This is a genomic window from Treponema bryantii NK4A124, from assembly GCF_000421345.1.
GTDB lineage: Bacteria > Spirochaetota > Spirochaetia > Treponematales > Treponemataceae > Treponema_D > Treponema_D bryantii_B.
This window is the reverse complement of record NZ_ATWV01000019.1, coordinates 24,303-40,146: the sequence shown is the minus strand read 5'-3', so window position 1 is coordinate 40,146 and position 15,844 is coordinate 24,303. Positions and strand designations below refer to the sequence as shown.

Here is a 15,844-nt window from a genome sequence, read left to right as displayed (position 1 = left end):
CCCTATCTGTTATGGGCGATGGAAGTTTGAGAGGAGCTGCTTTTAGTACGAGAGGACCGAAGTGGACGAACCTCTGGTTTACCAGTTATCCTGCCAAGGGTAAGTGCTGGGTATCTAAGTCCGGAAGGGATAACCGCTGAAAGCATCTAAGCGGGAAGCCCACCTCAAGATTAGACTTCCCTGGAACTTTAAGTTCCCTGAAGACTCCTGGGAGACTACCAGGTTGATAGGATGCAGGTGTAAGCGTCGTGAGGCGTTCAGCCGAGCATTACTAATAAGTCGTGAGACTTGGCCATATCATCGTTTCCGTTCATAAAACAAGAAAAGCGTCATTGCGAGGGCTCGTCCCGAAGCAATCCATTCCGTCCTGCGTGCACGAGCAATCGTCTTACGCACTTCGTTTTACTTTGTATTAAATGCTAGTGGCCATAGTGGAGAGGTAATACCCGTTCCCATTCCGAACACGGAAGTCAAGCTCTCTTACGCCGATGATACTGGGTTCGTCCCGGGAAAGTAGGTAGCTGCTAGCTTTTTTTATTTAACAAAAAATGGCATAATAAGATATGATTCAAGATATTTTTCCGGCTAAGTTTTATAATCATTATAAAGAACAGAAATTTTGTGCTTCGGATTCTGCCTTTTTCTTTTCTGAGGGAAAAGTTCTGGCTCGATATAATCAGGAGTCTCAGTCGCTTAGTTTTCCAACCTGGGGAGATTTTCATTCACAGAGTGGAGTGCCAACCTATCTTTTTTCTATTGATAATCAAAAATATTTTTTGATGCCGGAGAAGGCGGCTCTGTCTGCAGACCTTTTTGATTTTTCTTTTTATACACTCCGCCAGCTGCGCGATTTGCCTCTGGCAACTGAAGCAAAAACTTCTCTCTTTGCAGTTTTTTCTGCCTATCATCTTTGGAAGTGGTATGATGATAATAAATTCTGCGGACACTGCGGACATCCTTTGGAACACGATTTTGTTGAGCGTGCCCTTTTTTGTCCTGTCTGCAAATCAAAAATCTATCCACGTATTAATCCCGCTGTAATAATTGGAATCTTAAATCAAACTAAAGATAAAATCCTCATTACAAAATATCGTACCGGCTATGCGCATTCTGCTCTGGTTGCAGGCTTTACTGAATTCGGTGAAACTCTGGAACAGACTGTTGAACGTGAGGTTATGGAAGAGGTTGGCCTTAAGGTAAAAAATATCCGCTATTATAAGTCTCAGCCCTGGGCTCTGGCTCAAGATATACTTGCAGGCTTTTTCTGCGAGGTTGATGGTGATGAGACAATCAGGATGGACGAGGGCGAGTTGAAGTATGCCGAGTGGGTTAGCCGGGAAGAGGTTGAGCTGCAGCCGAATGATTACAGTCTTACTAATGAGATGATGAAGCTCTTTAAGTCAGGTGGCAGTATCTGATTTACGAATCACATGGTGAGAAGTTTTTTAAGACATCTGTCTCCTTGTTCTGGGCCCTCATCTTCTTAAAATCCCGCGGCGACATTTTATAGAATTTCTTAAATGTTTCTGCCATGTAGCTTGCGCCGGTAAAGCCTGTGATTTCTGCAATTTCACTCATGCTCATGTCGCCGGCCAGAAGCAGGTCTGTAACTTTACGGCAGCGGTAATGCATAAGATATTCTATCGGAGACTTTTCTGTAAGCTTGTTGAAAATCTGATTGCAGAGGCTCTGGCTTACACCCCCGGCCTGGGAAATATCCTTGAGGGTAATCGGCTCATTGTAGTGCTGGTCTATGTAGAACATCATGGCCTTGAGTTTTGAATTGTGGGAATCGCTGTCTTCTATGTGGCCAACGTGCAGGCGGTAGGCATCTGTAAAGCGGTGCATTATGATTTCCCAGATTTCAAAAAAGTATTTTGTAATCATAAATTCGTTGCCCGTCTCTTCTTCCTTGCAGAGAGCTTTCATAAGCTTTTGAATTGCGGGTCCGTCAAAATCTTCTGCCTTAAAATGAATGAAGGGAACGCTGCGATCTGAGATGATAGGCTTAATTGCCTTGCTTTCAACTGCAAAAGTGGGAGAGATAATGCCGGGGTGCATTACGGCAATGTAATACAGGGTACTGCGATTCTGGCCTGAAATAGAGTAGTGGATTCTGTCTGCGTTTACGAAAATTGTATCGCCTCTTTTAAGATTGATATTTATGCCGTCAACTGAATAGGCCATTGTACCTGAATAAACGGAAAGAATTTCAATATCATCATGATAATGGGGAACCCGCTCCCAGGTACAGCCGGGATAAACATAGCCCTCGTGGATATAGGCTGGAAAGCCTTCTATATTATAATTTACAACTTCTGAACCGTCGCTGCGTTTTAGGATAATTCCTTTTACAGGTTTTTGTGTTGTTTCTGGCATAATACCTCTCTTATAATAATAACAATGTTACATTGGATATGAAAAATAGTTATTAAAATAAGTAAAAATAATAATTTTCTTACACTGATATGTGAAGTATAATCCATTTATCTTGTAAAAGCAAGGGAATCTGAAGCGGATTGGACACCCTGCCGAGGATTCCCTTTGTTGAGGTACCGTCATTGCGAGCGGAGCGAAGCAATCTACATGACGAGATAACGGAGGTTTTTATGGATGATGCAATCATCATGAAGGGCGTGACAAAGGAGTTTAAGGTGCTCAACCGTCACGAAGGGCTTAAGGGCAGTCTTAAAGATTTATTTTCCCGCGACTACAAAACTGTAACTGCGGTCGATAATATTTCCATGAACATTAAAGCGGGTGAAATTGTAGGCTACCTGGGACCAAACGGTGCCGGTAAATCTACAACTATCAAAATGATGACCGGTGTACTTGAGCCGACCCGTGGCGAGATTCTTGTAAACGGAACTGTGCCTTATAAAAACCGCAGCCGCAATGCAGAAAATATCGGTGTTGTTTTTGGACAGAGAAGTCAGCTCTGGTGGTCGCTGCCACTTATCGAATCCTTCAAGCTGCTTAAGGATATTTATATGATTCCGGAAGCTGATTACAAGCAGATGCTGGAGCTGTACAGCAGCCTTGCAGACATCGAAACTCTTCTGCATAAGCCTGTGCGCCAGATGTCTCTTGGTCAGCGCACTCTTAGTGATATTCTTGCGGCCTTTTTGCATAATCCGAAAATCGTCTTTCTGGACGAACCGACAATCGGGCTTGATGTTTCTATGAAGGCAAAAATCCGCGAGCTTATCAAGGGCCTGAATCAGGAAAAGAAAACAACTGTAATTCTTACAACTCACGATATGGGAGACGTTGATGCGCTTTGCCAGAGAATTGTGATTATTGACCACGGCAGCATGATTTACGATAACGACATTGAGCATCTTAAACATTACTTCGGTTCTTACAGAACTCTGCGCCTCAACCTTGCAGACAGTGGCTGGAAGGAAATACTTGTTGATGAATCTAAGACTGATGTGATGACGGTAATCTCTGAGTACCAGAAAAATGGTGGTATTAAAGATATCAGTGTGGAAGATATTTCTACGGAAGAGGTGATTAAAAAGATTTATGCGCAGGCTGCGTCGAGAAGCGCGTAGTGATTACGGTGGTTGAGTAGGCGAAGCCGTATCGAAACCACCGCAGAACTCGAAAATGTGGTTTCGATACGACACTTCGTGTCGTTTGCATTCAAGGAAGTGATTTTCTTGTGCGCTTGCGCGCACGATGCATACACTTGCTTCGCGAGTACTCAACCACCGCATGTAAGGAGACGTTTTATGAATTTTAGAAAATATCTGGCTCTTACCCGCCTGGGCATGATGGAAAAACTTCACTACAGGCTGGGGACTTTTGTAACACTTTTTGGAAACCTGATTTATCTGGTTTTGATTTATTTTTTGTGGAAGGCGATTTATGCCAGCTCGGGCAGTGATGTCGTAAACGGAATGACCTTGAATGATACTCTGGTTTACCTTGTGCTTGCGACAGCACTTTTCAACTTTCTGGAGGTCTTTCTCGTATGGGATATGAGCCGGGAAATCCAGTCGGGCTCAATCGTACTCAAACTTCTTAAGCCTATGAGCTTCCGTGGTTACAGCTTCTGGTCTTACATCGGCGAAAACATCATGTCTTTCTTTCTGACTTTTTTGCCAACCTTCATAATCATTAATATACTAACGAAAGGTAGTATTGCACTCAGTTTTAATCTGCTTTTTTTCGTAGTGTCTGTGATTATGGCTCTGGTTATCAACTTCAGTATAGATATGATTTGCGCAACAATCTGTCTTTATACCGAATCAACCTGGGGGCTGAATATGGTAAAGGAATGTATCGTTCTTCTGCTTTCGGGTGCTTCAATTCCGCTGGCCTTTTTTCCGGAGGCGCTGCGTAATATTGTGCAGTATCTTCCTTTCCGCTGCATTTATGATACACCGTTGAACGTGCTTCTCCAAAAGCCGGGCTACACTCTGGGAGAAGGGCTGGTCTTTTCTCTTGTCCTTCAGCTGGGCTGGTGTATTGCACTGTCGGCTATCGGAGCGCTTTTCTGGAATGTGTCGCTTAAAAAGATTACTGTAAACGGAGGTTAGATTATGAGTTTGAATAATGGGAATGAAAGTAAAGCAGTGGCTCAGACTAAAAGACGCGGCTTAAAGTTTTATCTTGATATTTACAGAAAGATTCTGATTCAGGACTTGAAGAGCAAAATGAGCTACCGTGCGGACTTTGTAATTTCAAATATCGGAATGATAGTTTCGAATCTGGTTGGCTTTGTGACCTTCTATATTCTCTTTCAGAACTTTCCGTCAATCAACGGCTGGACAATGTACGAGATGCTTTTTCTTTACGGCTTTTCGCTGATTGCCCTTACTCCGGTTCAGTGCTTTTTTGATAATAACTGGAACCTGCGCTATGTAGTAAAAACCGGGGACTTCATAAAGTACTGTTTCCGTCCTATAAACATCTTCTTCTATTATATTTCAGAAGTTTTTGATGTAAAGGGCTTAGGGCAGCTGGCTTTTGGAACAGGAACTCTGGTCTACGCCTGGAGACATCTGGCAATTCCTGTAACACCGGTAATAATTGCGCAGACTGTTTTATTTCTCCTGGCTGCCTCACTTTTTATGATTGCAATCATGAATTTTGCGGCCGCCACCTGCTTCTGGATCCAGAACTCTGGCTACATCATGGTAATTATGTTCCGTTTTAAGGATTTTGCAAAATATCCGGCAAGTATTTTCAACAAGGTATTCAAACTGATTTTTACTTTTGTGATTCCGATTGCCTTTATTGCATATTATCCGGCCCTGGTAATTCTGCGTCCAGATAGCATACCGCTTCTTTCCTGGCTTTCGCCACTAATTGGCCTTGCTTTCTTCTACCTGAGCTACCGCTTCTGGCTGCTGGGTGCCCGCAAGTACGACGGCACCGGCTCATGACCCCGCGTGCCCTATGTCTTTATGTAATTTTGATATCGATGATTAGAATTAGAGTACGGAAAATCTGATGCGGAGTGAAAAATGCGCTTAGACAACATCATCCCGTTGGCTAAGTGCATTTTTCACGGGAGCAACAGATTTTGTTAATATATACTTCCATTCTCTAATACAAATCACTATAATTTGAGAATAGTAAAATTACATAAAGGACATATTATGATAGTTATGAAATTCGGTGGCTCATCCGTAGCCAATGCAGAGAGAATCAAGCATGTTGCTTCCATTATTAAGGCTTATCAGGAAAAGCGCCCGGCAGTTGTTCTTTCTGCTATGGGTGACACTACTGATCATCTTCTTGAGGCGGCAGATAAGGCTGTTGAAGGGGTAGTTGATGTTGCTGGAGTTGCAAAGCTTCACGAGGACACAGCGGCAGAGCTTGGAATTAATATTGAAACAATTCAGGCTCTTTTGACTGAATTAAAACAGCTGCTCACCGGAATTTCAATGCTTAAAGAAATCTCTAAACGTTCGCGTGATTACCTTGTAAGTTTTGGCGAGCGTATGTCTGTCCGCATGATGGCCGCTTACTTAGAGTCTCAGGGAATTCCAGCCCGCTTCTATGATGCCTGGGATATCGGAATTGTATCTGATTCTAACTACATGTCTGCCGAGCTTCTGGACGAGGTTTGGGAAAATATCCCGGCTCACCTCAACGACTACAAAAATGGCACAGACAATCATATTCCTATCGTAACAGGTTTTATTGCTAAGGATAAAAAAGGAAATATTACAACTCTCGGCCGTGGCGGTTCAGACCTTACTGCAACTATGATTGGTGCAGCCATGCGTGCTGAGGAAGTTCAGACCTGGAAGGACGTAGACGGTATTCTTACAACTGACCCTCGTGTAGTAAAAGAGGCTAAGCCTGTTCCTGAGGTTACTTATGAAGAAGCTCAGGAGCTTGCTATGTTCGGTGCTCAGGTTCTGCATCCACGCAGCATGCTTCCTGTTCGCAAAACTGGAACTCCGGTTCGCGTTAAGAACTCTTACAACATCACAAGCCCGGGCAGCATAATAGTAGAAAAGCACAACGGCAAGGTTCCTCCTGTTTGCGCAATCACAACTGTAAAGCACATCACTTTGATAGATATTGTCAGCTCCCGAATGCTTGGCGCGGCAGGCTTCCTTGCCCACATCTTCAACAACTTCCTTAAGTGGAATATCAGTATTGATGTAATTGCTACTTCTGAAGTTTCTGTTTCACTGACTGTAAATACTAAGGCTGATTTGACAGGCCTTATTGCAGACCTCGAGCAGGCCAGTCAGGTTTCTGTTCGCAAGGACAAGGCCATCGTTACAATTATCTGCGACGCGGCTCACTCAAGCGCCATTCTCGCCAGCGGTTTTGATGCCCTTGCCGATGAAGGAATCAATGTTCAGATGATTAGCCAGGGCGCAAGCAAAGTAAACATCAGTATGATTGTTGATGATGACGAAGCTGACCGCACTGTTCAGATTCTTCATAACGCATACTTCAGTTAATCTAAAAAGACAGCGAATGCTTTTACAAAAATAAGGGAGTGGGGTAAAATCTAAAAAAAGGATGACAGATAGTTTAATTATACTGTATACTTTTTATAATGAATGATACTTCAGAATTGTTTTTCAATGAAAACATTCGCTCTGTAAACAAAGTAGTAGAAATCCTCATATTGACATGTGCTGTAGTGCCTGTTGCATTCTGCATTCTTACTCTTTGTGGAATCTGGCGAGTACCACATACTTATTCTGCAGTCATCTTTTTTTACAGTATTTTTTCTTTTCTCTTTGCCCACGACTTAAATAAATTTCAGAAGACTCAAAAGGTTGGAATGTATTTTGGCATCATTGCCACGGCAGTTTTTGTTGAGCTTCTGGCTGTAAAAAATATCATTTCGGTAAATATTACTTATGCTGCAGTTCCATTTTTAAGCTGTCTTTACTTCAATAAAAAAATCACAATTACTTCTACTATTACTGCTTTTGGCCTTATGGTTATTGCTCTCTTTATAAGGTCAAAAACTGTTCTTACTGTTATGGCAACAGATGTTCAGGTGCATACTCCCCATACCTGGTTCATTTCTTCTCTGGTTGGCTACAGTGTTGAATTCCTTTTTATTTTCCTGATTGCTTTAACAATGGCAAACAGGTCTCATAAGGCTATTGAGCTTCTTCATACTCAGAATGTAAATCTTAAGAATACTCAGGATATGATTATCGGTTTTGTTGCAAGCTGTCTTGGAAGCCACGATCTTTTTACCGGCCGCCATGTTCAGCACACAAAGCATTATGTTAGGATTATTGCGACTAAACTCCGTGAGCTTGGTTACTATACTGATATTCTGGATGATGAGACGATTCACCTGTATGAAACAGCCGCCTTCCTTCATGATATCGGCAAGATTCATATTCCAGAAGGTGTTTTGAATAAGATTGGTAAATTTACAGAAGAAGATTATAAGGTAATGAAAACTCATCCTGTTGAAGGAAAGAGACTGCTGGAGCAGCTGCCGAAAATCGGTGACGGCCGCTTTAATCAGATTGCAATTGATATGGCCTTTACTCATCATGAAAAATGGGATGGAACCGGATATCCGCGTGGCTTAAAGGGAGAAGAAATTCCGCTTTCCGGCCGCATTATGGCAGCTGCGGATGTTATGGATGCTTTAATAAGTAAACGACTTTACAAAGAGCCATTTACAATTAACGAAGCAATTGATATTTTTAACGAATCAACAGAAAAACAGTTTGAGCCTTGCATTGTAGAAGCTACAAAAGCGTGTCAGACAGAAATCGAAGAGCTTGCACGAGCTTTTAAGATGCAGGAGGCAGAAACTGAAAAAGAAGAAGTTGAATGGTGGGAAAACTACCATAATTCTATGAAAAAATTTGATGCTTAAAAAGGAGAACCCGCTATGAAGATTGCATTGGTTGGTTACGGAAAAATGGGACATATGATTGAGCAGGCTGCTAAGCGTGCCGGTCATGAGGTTGTTACTACTATAGATGTTATGGCAGAGGATGCTAAAGTAAAGGTTGCTGCCGGAGATACAGACTCGATTGTACGCGCAGTAAAATCAAGCGGGGCAGAGGGAATTATTGAATTTACTCACCCGACTGCTGTTATTGCAAATGTTCGCGCTCTTCTGCCTCTCGGGCTTCCTCTTGTTGTAGGAACTACAGGCTGGAATGACAAGCATGCAGAAATTGAGGCCTATGCAAAAGACGTTGGTGGAACTGTAATGACTGCCGGAAACTTTTCTATTGGCGTAAATATGTTCTATAAAATTGTTGAAGAAGCTGCAAAAATCATGGCTGAATACAAGGATTATGATGTAGCAACCTGGGAAATGCACCACAATCAGAAGGCAGACAGCCCAAGTGGAACAGCCCTTGAAATTGCCCGCCGTGTTCAGATGGGTTATAAGAATAAAACTGAAATTGTTACAGATGCCTTCCACGAGCGTCCGGCTGCAAATCAGCTCCATGTAAGTTCTACCCGCTGTGGAAATGTTCCTGGAACTCACAAGGTTTTCTTTGACGGAACTGCAGATACAATTGAATTAACTCACACAGCAAGAAGCCGCGAAGGCTTTGCAGTTGGCGCGGTTGAGTCTCTTATAAAACTTGATGCTGCCCTTAAGAGCGGAAAAGTAAAGCGTGGTGGCCTCTACGGCTGGGATGATATTTATTGCTAGTGGTTTCGATACGCCGCTTAGCGGCTACTCAACCACCAATCATCAATAGATTTGAGCACGCTATGAGTATCTGAGAAGCAAGCATTAGGCTGTATCTGATTACTCCGGCGTGCTTAAATTTTAACTTAGCCTGATTGATAAAGTGAAAGGCTGTCAGACCGGCAAAAAGAGAAGTGCCTGCAAAAAGCATAATTGAATTTCCTGCAGTTTCATAACAGAGGAAGATAAGGCTGCAGAAATGCAGATAAGCCGAAAGGGCAAAACTTAAGGCAAAAAGTATATAAAACTTGATTTCCTGTTTACCGGAAAGAATAATTGCTGCAATGGTTCCTGCAAGGTAAATACAAAACATAAGAATTGAAAGCCAGAGCGGAACTTTATGAATAAAGAAAACAGTTCTGTATAGTGTAATCCAGCAAAAGATATTTACAAGTATTAGAATACGTCCAAATATACGAAGAAGTTTGATTTTTTCAAGTGATAAAAAGATTGTTGAGACTGTTGCTAAGGAAAGTGCAGTTATAGTTACTTTTATCAGATGGAGTGAATCTGGAAGGAAGTTTCTTAACAGTAAAACAGTAAAAGCTCCGAATAAGGGAATCATAAGACATTCGGTAATCTTCCGCATGAGAGTTTTTTTCAATATATGTGAAATAACCAGAAGAATCAGGTTTACAGCAAGAGAGCTAAGTAATATCCAGCTGGCAATAGTCATTTATGATACCCTCCTGTCATGCTGAACTTGTTTCAGCATCTACTAGTAGATCCCGAAACAAGTTCGGGATGACGATATTATTGTAGAACTTTTTCATATTCTACCATAGAAAACGTTTTCTGTGAATTGAACTTTTACCCCTCTTTCATTATAATCTGATGTATTAAAATCGGGCGAATGTTTCGATTTTTTTTGAAAAACTAGGCCGGCTTTGCCGGTAAAATTGAGGATAGATATATGACAATCACTGGAATGCTTGGTCAGAGCGGACTTCTGACTTTGCTTGGTATGTGTGTTGTATTCAGTTTCATCATTATTCTGATTATCTGCATGACAATTATGAAAGCCGTAATTCATGCACTTAAGCTTGATAAGGAAGAACCTGCTAAAACACCTGTGGCTTCTGCTCCTGCTGCTTCGGCTGCCGGAAATGATGGTGCTATTATTGCTGCAATCGCTGCTGCGGTTCACGATAAGGCGTTAAATTCGTAAATAATCTACTATATAAAAGATAAAGGGAAATAAAAATGGCTAAAGTAGGAATTACAGAACTTGCAATTCGTGATGCTCATCAGAGTCTTCACGCAACACGTATGACAACAGCAGATATGCTGCCAATCTGTGACAAACTTGATAAAGTTGGTTACAAATATATCGAAGGATGGGGTGGAGCAACTTATGACTCTTGTATCCGCTTCCTGAACGAAGATCCATGGGATCGTCTTCGTAAGCTTCATGCAGCTCTTCCAAATAACAAAATCATGATGCTGCTTCGTGCTCAGAACCTTCTTGGTTACAAGCACTATGCTGATGATGTAGTAGAGAAGTTCGTTGCAACTGCCGCAAAGAACGGTATCGGATGTTTCCGTATTTTCGATGCTTGTAACGACCCACGTAACATGGAATGCGCTACAAAGGCAGCTAAAAAATCTGGAGTTGATGTTCAGATGGCTATTTCTTATGCCGTAACTCCATTCCACACAAATGAAAAATATGCTGAGCTTGCTAAAACTTATGCTGATTTTGGTGCAGATTCTATCTGTATTAAAGATATGTCTGGTCTTCTTAAGCCATATGATGCTTATGACCTCGTACAGAAAATCAAGGCTAAGGTTGATCTTCCTGTAGAAATCCACTCACACGCAACAACAGGTCTTTCTGTTGCAACACTTTTGAAGGCTGCTGAAGCTGGTGCAGACTGGCTTGATACAGCAATTTCTTCAATGTCTATGGGTACTTCTCACTCTCCAACAGAGACTGTAGTAGAAATGCTCAAGGGCACAGATATGGATACTGGTCTTGATACAAAGCTTCTTCTTGAGATTGCCGCTTACTTCCGCGAAGTTCGCAAGCACTACTCATCTCTTGAATCTGCCTTCCTCGGTGCTGATACTCGTATTCTTCTTTCACAGGTACCAGGCGGAATGCTTTCTAACCTCGAATCACAGCTCAAACAGCAGAATGCAGGCGACAAGATGGACGCTGTACTTGCTGAACTTCCAAAGGTTCATAAGGCTGCAGGTTACGTTCCTCTTGTAACTCCAACATCGCAGATTGTTGGTACACAGGCTGTTATGAACGTTCTTATGGGACCATATAAAGTAATGACTCAGGACTTCCGTAACCTTATTACTGGTAAGTTCGGTAAACTTCCAACTGATGCAGATCCAGAGCTGGTAAAAGAAGCTCTCAAGCAGAATGGTATGGACAAGGTAATGACTTGCCGCCCAGCTGATGAAATTCCTCCAGAGTGGGACAAGATGGTTGAAGAAGCCAAGAAAGCTGGTGGTGACGGTTCTGATGAAGACGTTCTCACATATGCTATGTTCCCTAATGTTGCTCCTAAGTTCTTTGCAGAACGCTCTAAGGGACCAGTTGATGCAGCTAGCACATTCGCTAAGAAAGAAGCTCCTGCTGCTGCCGCTAAAGAAAACAAGGGCGGTTCTTATACAATCAACGTTAATGGTACAGCTTACAATGTTACAACAGGTCCTGCTGGTGACAGCATGAGCGTAAATGTAAACGGACAGGCTTACAATGTTACATTCGGTGCTGCAGGTGCCGCTCCAGCAGCAGCAGCTGCAGCTCCAGCTGCCGCAGTATCTGGTGGTCAGCCAGTTCCTTCACCAGTTGCCGGAACTCTTCTTCGCTATGCAGTTAGCGAAGGTGCTCAGGTTAAGAAGGGTGATACAGTAATCATTATTGAATCTATGAAGATGGAGCTTGAAGTTAAGGCTCCTGCTGACGGAAAAATCAGCTTTGTTGTACAACCAGGAACTCAGATTGCACAGGGCCAGACACTGGCTAACCTCGGTGGCGCTCCTGTAGCTGCTGCCCCTGTTGCTCCAGCTCCTCAGCCTGCCGCTCCTGCTCAGCCAGCTCCAGCACCTGCAGCATCTGCCGGTGGAAAGCCAGTAGCAGCTCCTGTTGCCGGAACACTTCTCCGCTATGCAGTCAGCGAAGGTGCTTCGGTTTCTCCTGATACAACAGTAATCATCATCGAATCTATGAAGATGGAATTGGAAATTAAGGCTGGTGCTGCCGGTAAGATTCACTTTATCGCTGCAACTGGCAGCCAGATTGCACAGGGCGCTACACTCGCCGAGGTACAGTAATGGAAACAGAATTGAACAAAAAAAATGATAAATTCAAGTACCTTAAGATTACAACTGTAATCTGTCTGATTGCTGTGGCACTTTCTTTTGCAGGCTGCGGGGCTTCTGATTCAGGAAGTACCGGTGCATCCGGCAGCAGCTATGCTTCATCAACAGTCATCAAAGGTTCAGAAAACATTAAGCCTATTTCGGTTTCATCATTCTTTAAGAATGTTGGAAAAAATACCGGAATCTATAAAATGATTCATAATCCTACTCCGGAAGAAATTGCGGAGGAAAAGGCTTCTAAGGAAGCAATGGAAATTGCAAAGGAAGAACAGGCCGCTCAGGCAGCTGCAGACCTTGCCGCTCACCCGGTAAAGGGCTGGCAGCGTCTCATCATGCTTGCAATCGGCTTCCTCATTGTTTACCTTGCAGTAGTCAAGGGCTTTGAGCCGCTGCTTTTGATTCCAATCGGATTCGGAACTATTCTTGTAAATATTCCTGGCGCCGGTATGGGAGATGCTCCTGACGGAATGCTCCATATCATTTACAGTGCAGGAGTTGGTAACGAGTTCTTCCCTATGCTTATCTTCATGGGTATTGGTGCCATGACAGACTTTGGTCCTCTTATCGCTAATCCTAAGACAGCCTTGCTCGGTGGTGCAGCACAGCTTGGTGTATTTGCTACACTTTTTGGTGTCGCTGCAATGAACTTTATTCCTGGAATCGACTATAACATGAAGCAGGCTTGTGCCATCGCCATTATCGGTGGTGCTGATGGTCCTACTTCCATCTACGTTTCTGGTAAACTTGCTCCAGAGATGATGGCTGTAATTGCCGTTGCCGCTTATTCTTACATGGCACTGGTTCCTATGATTCAGCCACCTATCATGAAGCTTTTGACTTCTAAGAAAGAACGCCAGATTAAGATGAGCCAGCTCCGTCCTGTTTCAAAGACAGAAAAGACTCTCTTCCCATTGCTTCTGCTTGTCGTAACAATTCTTCTTCTGCCTCCTGCAGCTCCGCTTATCGGTATGCTTGCATTCGGTAACTTCATTAAGGAAGTAGGAATTGTTCAGCGCCTTTCTAAGACTGTAGAAAATGAAATGATGAACATTGTTTCTATTCTTCTTTCTCTTGGTGTAGGTTCTCAGATGACACCGGAAAAGATTATGCATGCAAACTCACTTGGAATTATTGTTCTTGGTCTTCTTGCTTTTGCAGTTGCTACCGCTGGTGGGCTTATAATGGCTAAAATTATGAACATCTTCCTTAAAGAGAAGATTAATCCTCTTATCGGTTCGGCCGGTGTATCAGCAGTTCCAATGGCAGCCCGCGTTGCAAACAAGGTTGGTATGGCCGAAGATCCTACAAACTTCCTTTTGATGCACGCAATGGGACCAAACGTAGCAGGTGTAATCGGTACAGCTATTGCGGCTGGTGTATTCATCTCTACTTATGGAATGTAATATAAAACTACATATCTAATTTAAAGATTTTAGGCAGATCCTTTATCGGGTCTGCCTTTTTTTTTCTTAAAAAGTAACAATTTTCTTGACTTCTGTTGTTATAATATTATATATTATATAATATAGATATCTAGATAATATTATAAAAGCGAAGGAGCAGACGAGGAGGTAAACATGGTTTTTACAGCGGGTTCTGCCTTGCTTGATGCTGTGGTTCTGGCTGTTGTCAGTCTTGAAGGAACCTACGGCTACAAGATTACGCAGGATGTCCGTAAAATTATGGATGTTTCCGAAAGTACCCTTTATCCGGTGCTGAGGCGACTCCAGAAGGACGGTTACCTTGAAACCTACGATATGGAGTTTCAGGGTAGGAACAGAAGATACTATAAGATAACTTCAAATGGTATGATTCTGCTGGATAAGTACCGCTCAGAGTGGGTACTTTTTAGAAATGGTGTAGACGAAATCTTAATGGGTAAGAAATCGGAGGATAAGTAAATATGACTAGAGAAGAATATTTAAATGAACTGAAATCAAGCATAATGTCACTTACAAGTGATGAGCAGGCAGAAGCAATTCAGTATTATTCAGATTATTTTGATGAAGCAGATGATGACGAAAAGGTAATGCGGGAGCTTGGCACTCCTGAAGAGCTTGCAAAAACAATCATTGAAAAGTTTGCTAATGCTCTGGTAGATACTAAGAATGCCAGTGGAGAAGGGGAATCAGAAGAAGAGAAAACTTCTGCTTCAACAGATGGCTGCAGTATTGATGCCCTTTATTATGAATTCAAGAAATCAGAGGTAAGAAATCTTTCTCTTGATTTTGGTGCAGCTGAGGTTGCTCTTATAGAAGGCGATAAATATTGTGTAGAAACCCGAGGTCTTCCAGAAGAATCTTTAAACTGCTACCTGAATAAGGAAGGAAGTCTGGTTGTAAGCAATGCACACCGCTTTAATCTCAATTTCTGGAGTCATAACCGCAGAAGCCGCATTGTGCCTAGAATCCTTATTACAATTCCTTCTGGAGCTTCTATTGAAAAGCTTAGAATTGCAGTTGGAGCAGGAAAGCTTGTTTCGAAAAAGCTTTCTGTTACCTGTTCTTCTGGAAATATTGATGTTGGAGCCGGAAATCTTGTTTTAGACGGAGTTTTTGGCGGTAAAATCAATATGCGCTGTGGAATGGGTAACCTGGAGTTTAAGGGGTCAATTACAGGCCAGGTTAATCTTGATTGTGGAATGGGAAGTATGAATCTTAATCTTAAAGGGGAGGCAAATTCTTATTCTTATGATGCAAAGGTTGGCCTTGGTGACTTCCGTTTCAATGGAGAAAAGAAGTCTGGCGTTTGTCAGGTTTATAACAATCAGAAGCTGGCAAATCATTTTTCAGTAAATTGCGGAATGGGTTCCGTAAATATTGATGTTAAATAGAAAACAAAAGAGAGGAGATGTGAAAATGGAAAAGAAAAAGCTTTATAAATCAAGAAAAAATAAGATGATTGGTGGTGTTTGTGGAGGGCTTGCAGAATACCTGAATATGGATCCGACAATTGTACGTATAATTGCAGGAATCCTTTGTCTTGTAAAAGGTCTTGGAGTTCTTGTTTATCTGATTATGTGCATTGTTATGCCTTATAATGATGAAGATTTCAGTGATGATGATACAGAAAACCTTAAGAGTGCAAATATAGACCCTGATGAGGAGAAAAAATCATCTTCTAAAAAGTCAGATTCTGAAAAGAACAGCAAGCTTCATTCAGATGAGGACTTTGACAGTTTTTTTAAGAACTCTGATAAATAACTAATTTTAACCACACGGATTGGAAATTACTAACGTAATTTCATTTTATATGGATTTTGCGTTAGCAAAATCGAATCCGTGTGGTATCGTGTGGTATATAGAACTAAGAATTTTTTCCTATGGTATAAAT

15 protein-coding genes and 2 rRNA genes are annotated in these 15,844 nt (G+C 42.2%); 15 read left to right on the top strand and 2 right to left on the bottom strand.

Annotated features, from left to right (window positions below; all coding sequences use genetic code 11):
- The 3 genes from G626_RS0114105 to nudC form a co-directional block, all read left to right on the top strand.
- Nucleotides 1-296, top strand: a 23S ribosomal RNA gene (locus G626_RS0114105); the annotation flags it as partial.
- Between the two features lie 122 nt (nucleotides 297-418).
- Nucleotides 419-530: ribosomal RNA gene (rrf, locus tag G626_RS0114100) — 5S ribosomal RNA — on the top strand.
- A 33-nt stretch (nucleotides 531-563) separates the two neighbouring features.
- Entirely contained in the window at nucleotides 564-1,418 is an 855-nt protein-coding gene (gene nudC / locus G626_RS0114095; RefSeq protein WP_022933432.1) for an NAD(+) diphosphatase, read from the top strand.
- Nucleotide 1,419: 1 nt separating this feature from the next.
- Here nudC and G626_RS0114090 read toward each other — a convergent pair whose 3' ends face one another.
- Entirely contained in the window at nucleotides 1,420-2,379 is a 960-nt protein-coding gene (locus G626_RS0114090; RefSeq protein ID WP_022933431.1) for a helix-turn-helix domain-containing protein, read from the bottom strand.
- A 230-nt stretch (nucleotides 2,380-2,609) separates the two neighbouring features.
- Between G626_RS0114090 and G626_RS0114085 the strand changes: the two genes are divergently transcribed.
- From G626_RS0114085 to dapB, 6 genes are all read left to right on the top strand, one after another.
- The gene (locus G626_RS0114085) at nucleotides 2,610-3,557 is read left to right on the top strand and encodes an ABC transporter ATP-binding protein (protein WP_022933430.1); all 948 of its coding nucleotides are present in this window, start codon (nucleotides 2,610-2,612) and stop codon (nucleotides 3,555-3,557) included.
- Nucleotides 3,558-3,737: 180 nt separating this feature from the next.
- Nucleotides 3,738-4,547, top strand: coding sequence for an ABC transporter permease (locus tag G626_RS0114080; protein WP_022933429.1), 810 nt, complete (start codon nucleotides 3,738-3,740; stop codon nucleotides 4,545-4,547).
- A gap of 3 nt (nucleotides 4,548-4,550) precedes the next feature.
- Nucleotides 4,551-5,396 carry an ABC transporter permease gene (locus G626_RS0114075; protein ID WP_022933428.1) on the top strand — a complete coding sequence of 282 codons (846 nt, stop codon included), beginning with the start codon at nucleotides 4,551-4,553 and terminating at the stop codon, nucleotides 5,394-5,396.
- A gap of 216 nt (nucleotides 5,397-5,612) precedes the next feature.
- Nucleotides 5,613-6,938: an aspartate kinase gene (locus tag G626_RS0114070; protein ID WP_022933427.1), complete on the top strand. Its 1,326-nt coding sequence runs from the start codon at nucleotides 5,613-5,615 to the stop codon at nucleotides 6,936-6,938.
- A 98-nt stretch (nucleotides 6,939-7,036) separates the two neighbouring features.
- Nucleotides 7,037-8,335: an HD-GYP domain-containing protein gene (locus tag G626_RS17770; protein WP_022933426.1), complete on the top strand. Its 1,299-nt coding sequence runs from the start codon at nucleotides 7,037-7,039 to the stop codon at nucleotides 8,333-8,335.
- 15 nt (nucleotides 8,336-8,350) lie between these two features.
- Nucleotides 8,351-9,133 (top strand): 4-hydroxy-tetrahydrodipicolinate reductase, encoded by a 783-nt coding sequence (gene dapB, locus G626_RS0114060; protein ID WP_022933425.1) that lies wholly within the window; start codon nucleotides 8,351-8,353, stop codon nucleotides 9,131-9,133.
- A gap of 28 nt (nucleotides 9,134-9,161) precedes the next feature.
- Here the strand turns inward: dapB and G626_RS0114055 are convergent, their stop codons facing one another.
- Nucleotides 9,162-9,848, bottom strand: coding sequence for a hypothetical protein (locus G626_RS0114055; protein ID WP_022933424.1), 687 nt, complete (start codon nucleotides 9,846-9,848; stop codon nucleotides 9,162-9,164).
- 237 nt (nucleotides 9,849-10,085) lie between these two features.
- Between G626_RS0114055 and G626_RS0114050 the strand changes: the two genes are divergently transcribed.
- The 6 genes from G626_RS0114050 (at nucleotide 10,086) to G626_RS16870 (ending at nucleotide 15,714) form a co-directional block, all read left to right on the top strand.
- Nucleotides 10,086-10,340 carry an OadG family protein gene (locus tag G626_RS0114050; RefSeq protein ID WP_022933423.1) on the top strand — a complete coding sequence of 85 codons (255 nt, stop codon included), beginning with the start codon at nucleotides 10,086-10,088 and terminating at the stop codon, nucleotides 10,338-10,340.
- A 35-nt stretch (nucleotides 10,341-10,375) separates the two neighbouring features.
- Entirely contained in the window at nucleotides 10,376-12,463 is a 2,088-nt protein-coding gene (gene oadA / locus G626_RS0114045) for a sodium-extruding oxaloacetate decarboxylase subunit alpha (RefSeq protein WP_022933422.1), read from the top strand.
- On the top strand, nucleotides 12,463-13,914 hold the full coding sequence (locus tag G626_RS0114040; RefSeq protein ID WP_022933421.1) for a sodium ion-translocating decarboxylase subunit beta: 1,452 nt from the start codon (nucleotides 12,463-12,465) through the stop codon (nucleotides 13,912-13,914). The genes oadA and G626_RS0114040 overlap by 1 nt, the downstream gene beginning before the upstream one ends.
- Before the next feature lie 174 nt (nucleotides 13,915-14,088).
- Nucleotides 14,089-14,412 carry a PadR family transcriptional regulator gene (locus G626_RS0114035; protein ID WP_022933420.1) on the top strand — a complete coding sequence of 108 codons (324 nt, stop codon included), beginning with the start codon at nucleotides 14,089-14,091 and terminating at the stop codon, nucleotides 14,410-14,412.
- 2 nt (nucleotides 14,413-14,414) lie between these two features.
- Nucleotides 14,415-15,344, top strand: a complete 930-nt coding sequence (locus G626_RS0114030) for an HAAS signaling domain-containing protein (RefSeq protein ID WP_022933419.1) — start codon at nucleotides 14,415-14,417, stop codon at nucleotides 15,342-15,344.
- A gap of 25 nt (nucleotides 15,345-15,369) precedes the next feature.
- The gene (locus G626_RS16870) at nucleotides 15,370-15,714 is read left to right on the top strand and encodes a PspC domain-containing protein (RefSeq protein ID WP_022933418.1); all 345 of its coding nucleotides are present in this window, start codon (nucleotides 15,370-15,372) and stop codon (nucleotides 15,712-15,714) included.
- Nucleotides 15,715-15,844 lie beyond the last annotated feature (130 nt).

Coding starts and splice junctions, on each gene's coding strand:
- oadA (WP_022933422.1), top strand. CDS start 10,376: ATGGCTAAAGTAGGAATTACAGAACTTGCAATTCGTGATGCTCATCAG.
- G626_RS17770 (WP_022933426.1), top strand. CDS start 7,037: ATGAATGATACTTCAGAATTGTTTTTCAATGAAAACATTCGCTCTGTA.
- G626_RS0114070 (WP_022933427.1), top strand. CDS start 5,613: ATGATAGTTATGAAATTCGGTGGCTCATCCGTAGCCAATGCAGAGAGA.
- dapB (WP_022933425.1), top strand. CDS start 8,351: ATGAAGATTGCATTGGTTGGTTACGGAAAAATGGGACATATGATTGAG.
- nudC (WP_022933432.1), top strand. CDS start 564: ATGATTCAAGATATTTTTCCGGCTAAGTTTTATAATCATTATAAAGAA.
- G626_RS0114040 (WP_022933421.1), top strand. CDS start 12,463: ATGGAAACAGAATTGAACAAAAAAAATGATAAATTCAAGTACCTTAAG.
- G626_RS16870 (WP_022933418.1), top strand. CDS start 15,370: ATGGAAAAGAAAAAGCTTTATAAATCAAGAAAAAATAAGATGATTGGT.
- G626_RS0114030 (WP_022933419.1), top strand. CDS start 14,415: ATGACTAGAGAAGAATATTTAAATGAACTGAAATCAAGCATAATGTCA.
- G626_RS0114080 (WP_022933429.1), top strand. CDS start 3,738: ATGAATTTTAGAAAATATCTGGCTCTTACCCGCCTGGGCATGATGGAA.
- G626_RS0114055 (WP_022933424.1), bottom strand. CDS start 9,848: ATGACTATTGCCAGCTGGATATTACTTAGCTCTCTTGCTGTAAACCTG.
- G626_RS0114085 (WP_022933430.1), top strand. CDS start 2,610: ATGGATGATGCAATCATCATGAAGGGCGTGACAAAGGAGTTTAAGGTG.
- G626_RS0114090 (WP_022933431.1), bottom strand. CDS start 2,379: ATGCCAGAAACAACACAAAAACCTGTAAAAGGAATTATCCTAAAACGC.
- G626_RS0114075 (WP_022933428.1), top strand. CDS start 4,551: ATGAGTTTGAATAATGGGAATGAAAGTAAAGCAGTGGCTCAGACTAAA.
- G626_RS0114035 (WP_022933420.1), top strand. CDS start 14,089: ATGGTTTTTACAGCGGGTTCTGCCTTGCTTGATGCTGTGGTTCTGGCT.
- G626_RS0114050 (WP_022933423.1), top strand. CDS start 10,086: ATGACAATCACTGGAATGCTTGGTCAGAGCGGACTTCTGACTTTGCTT.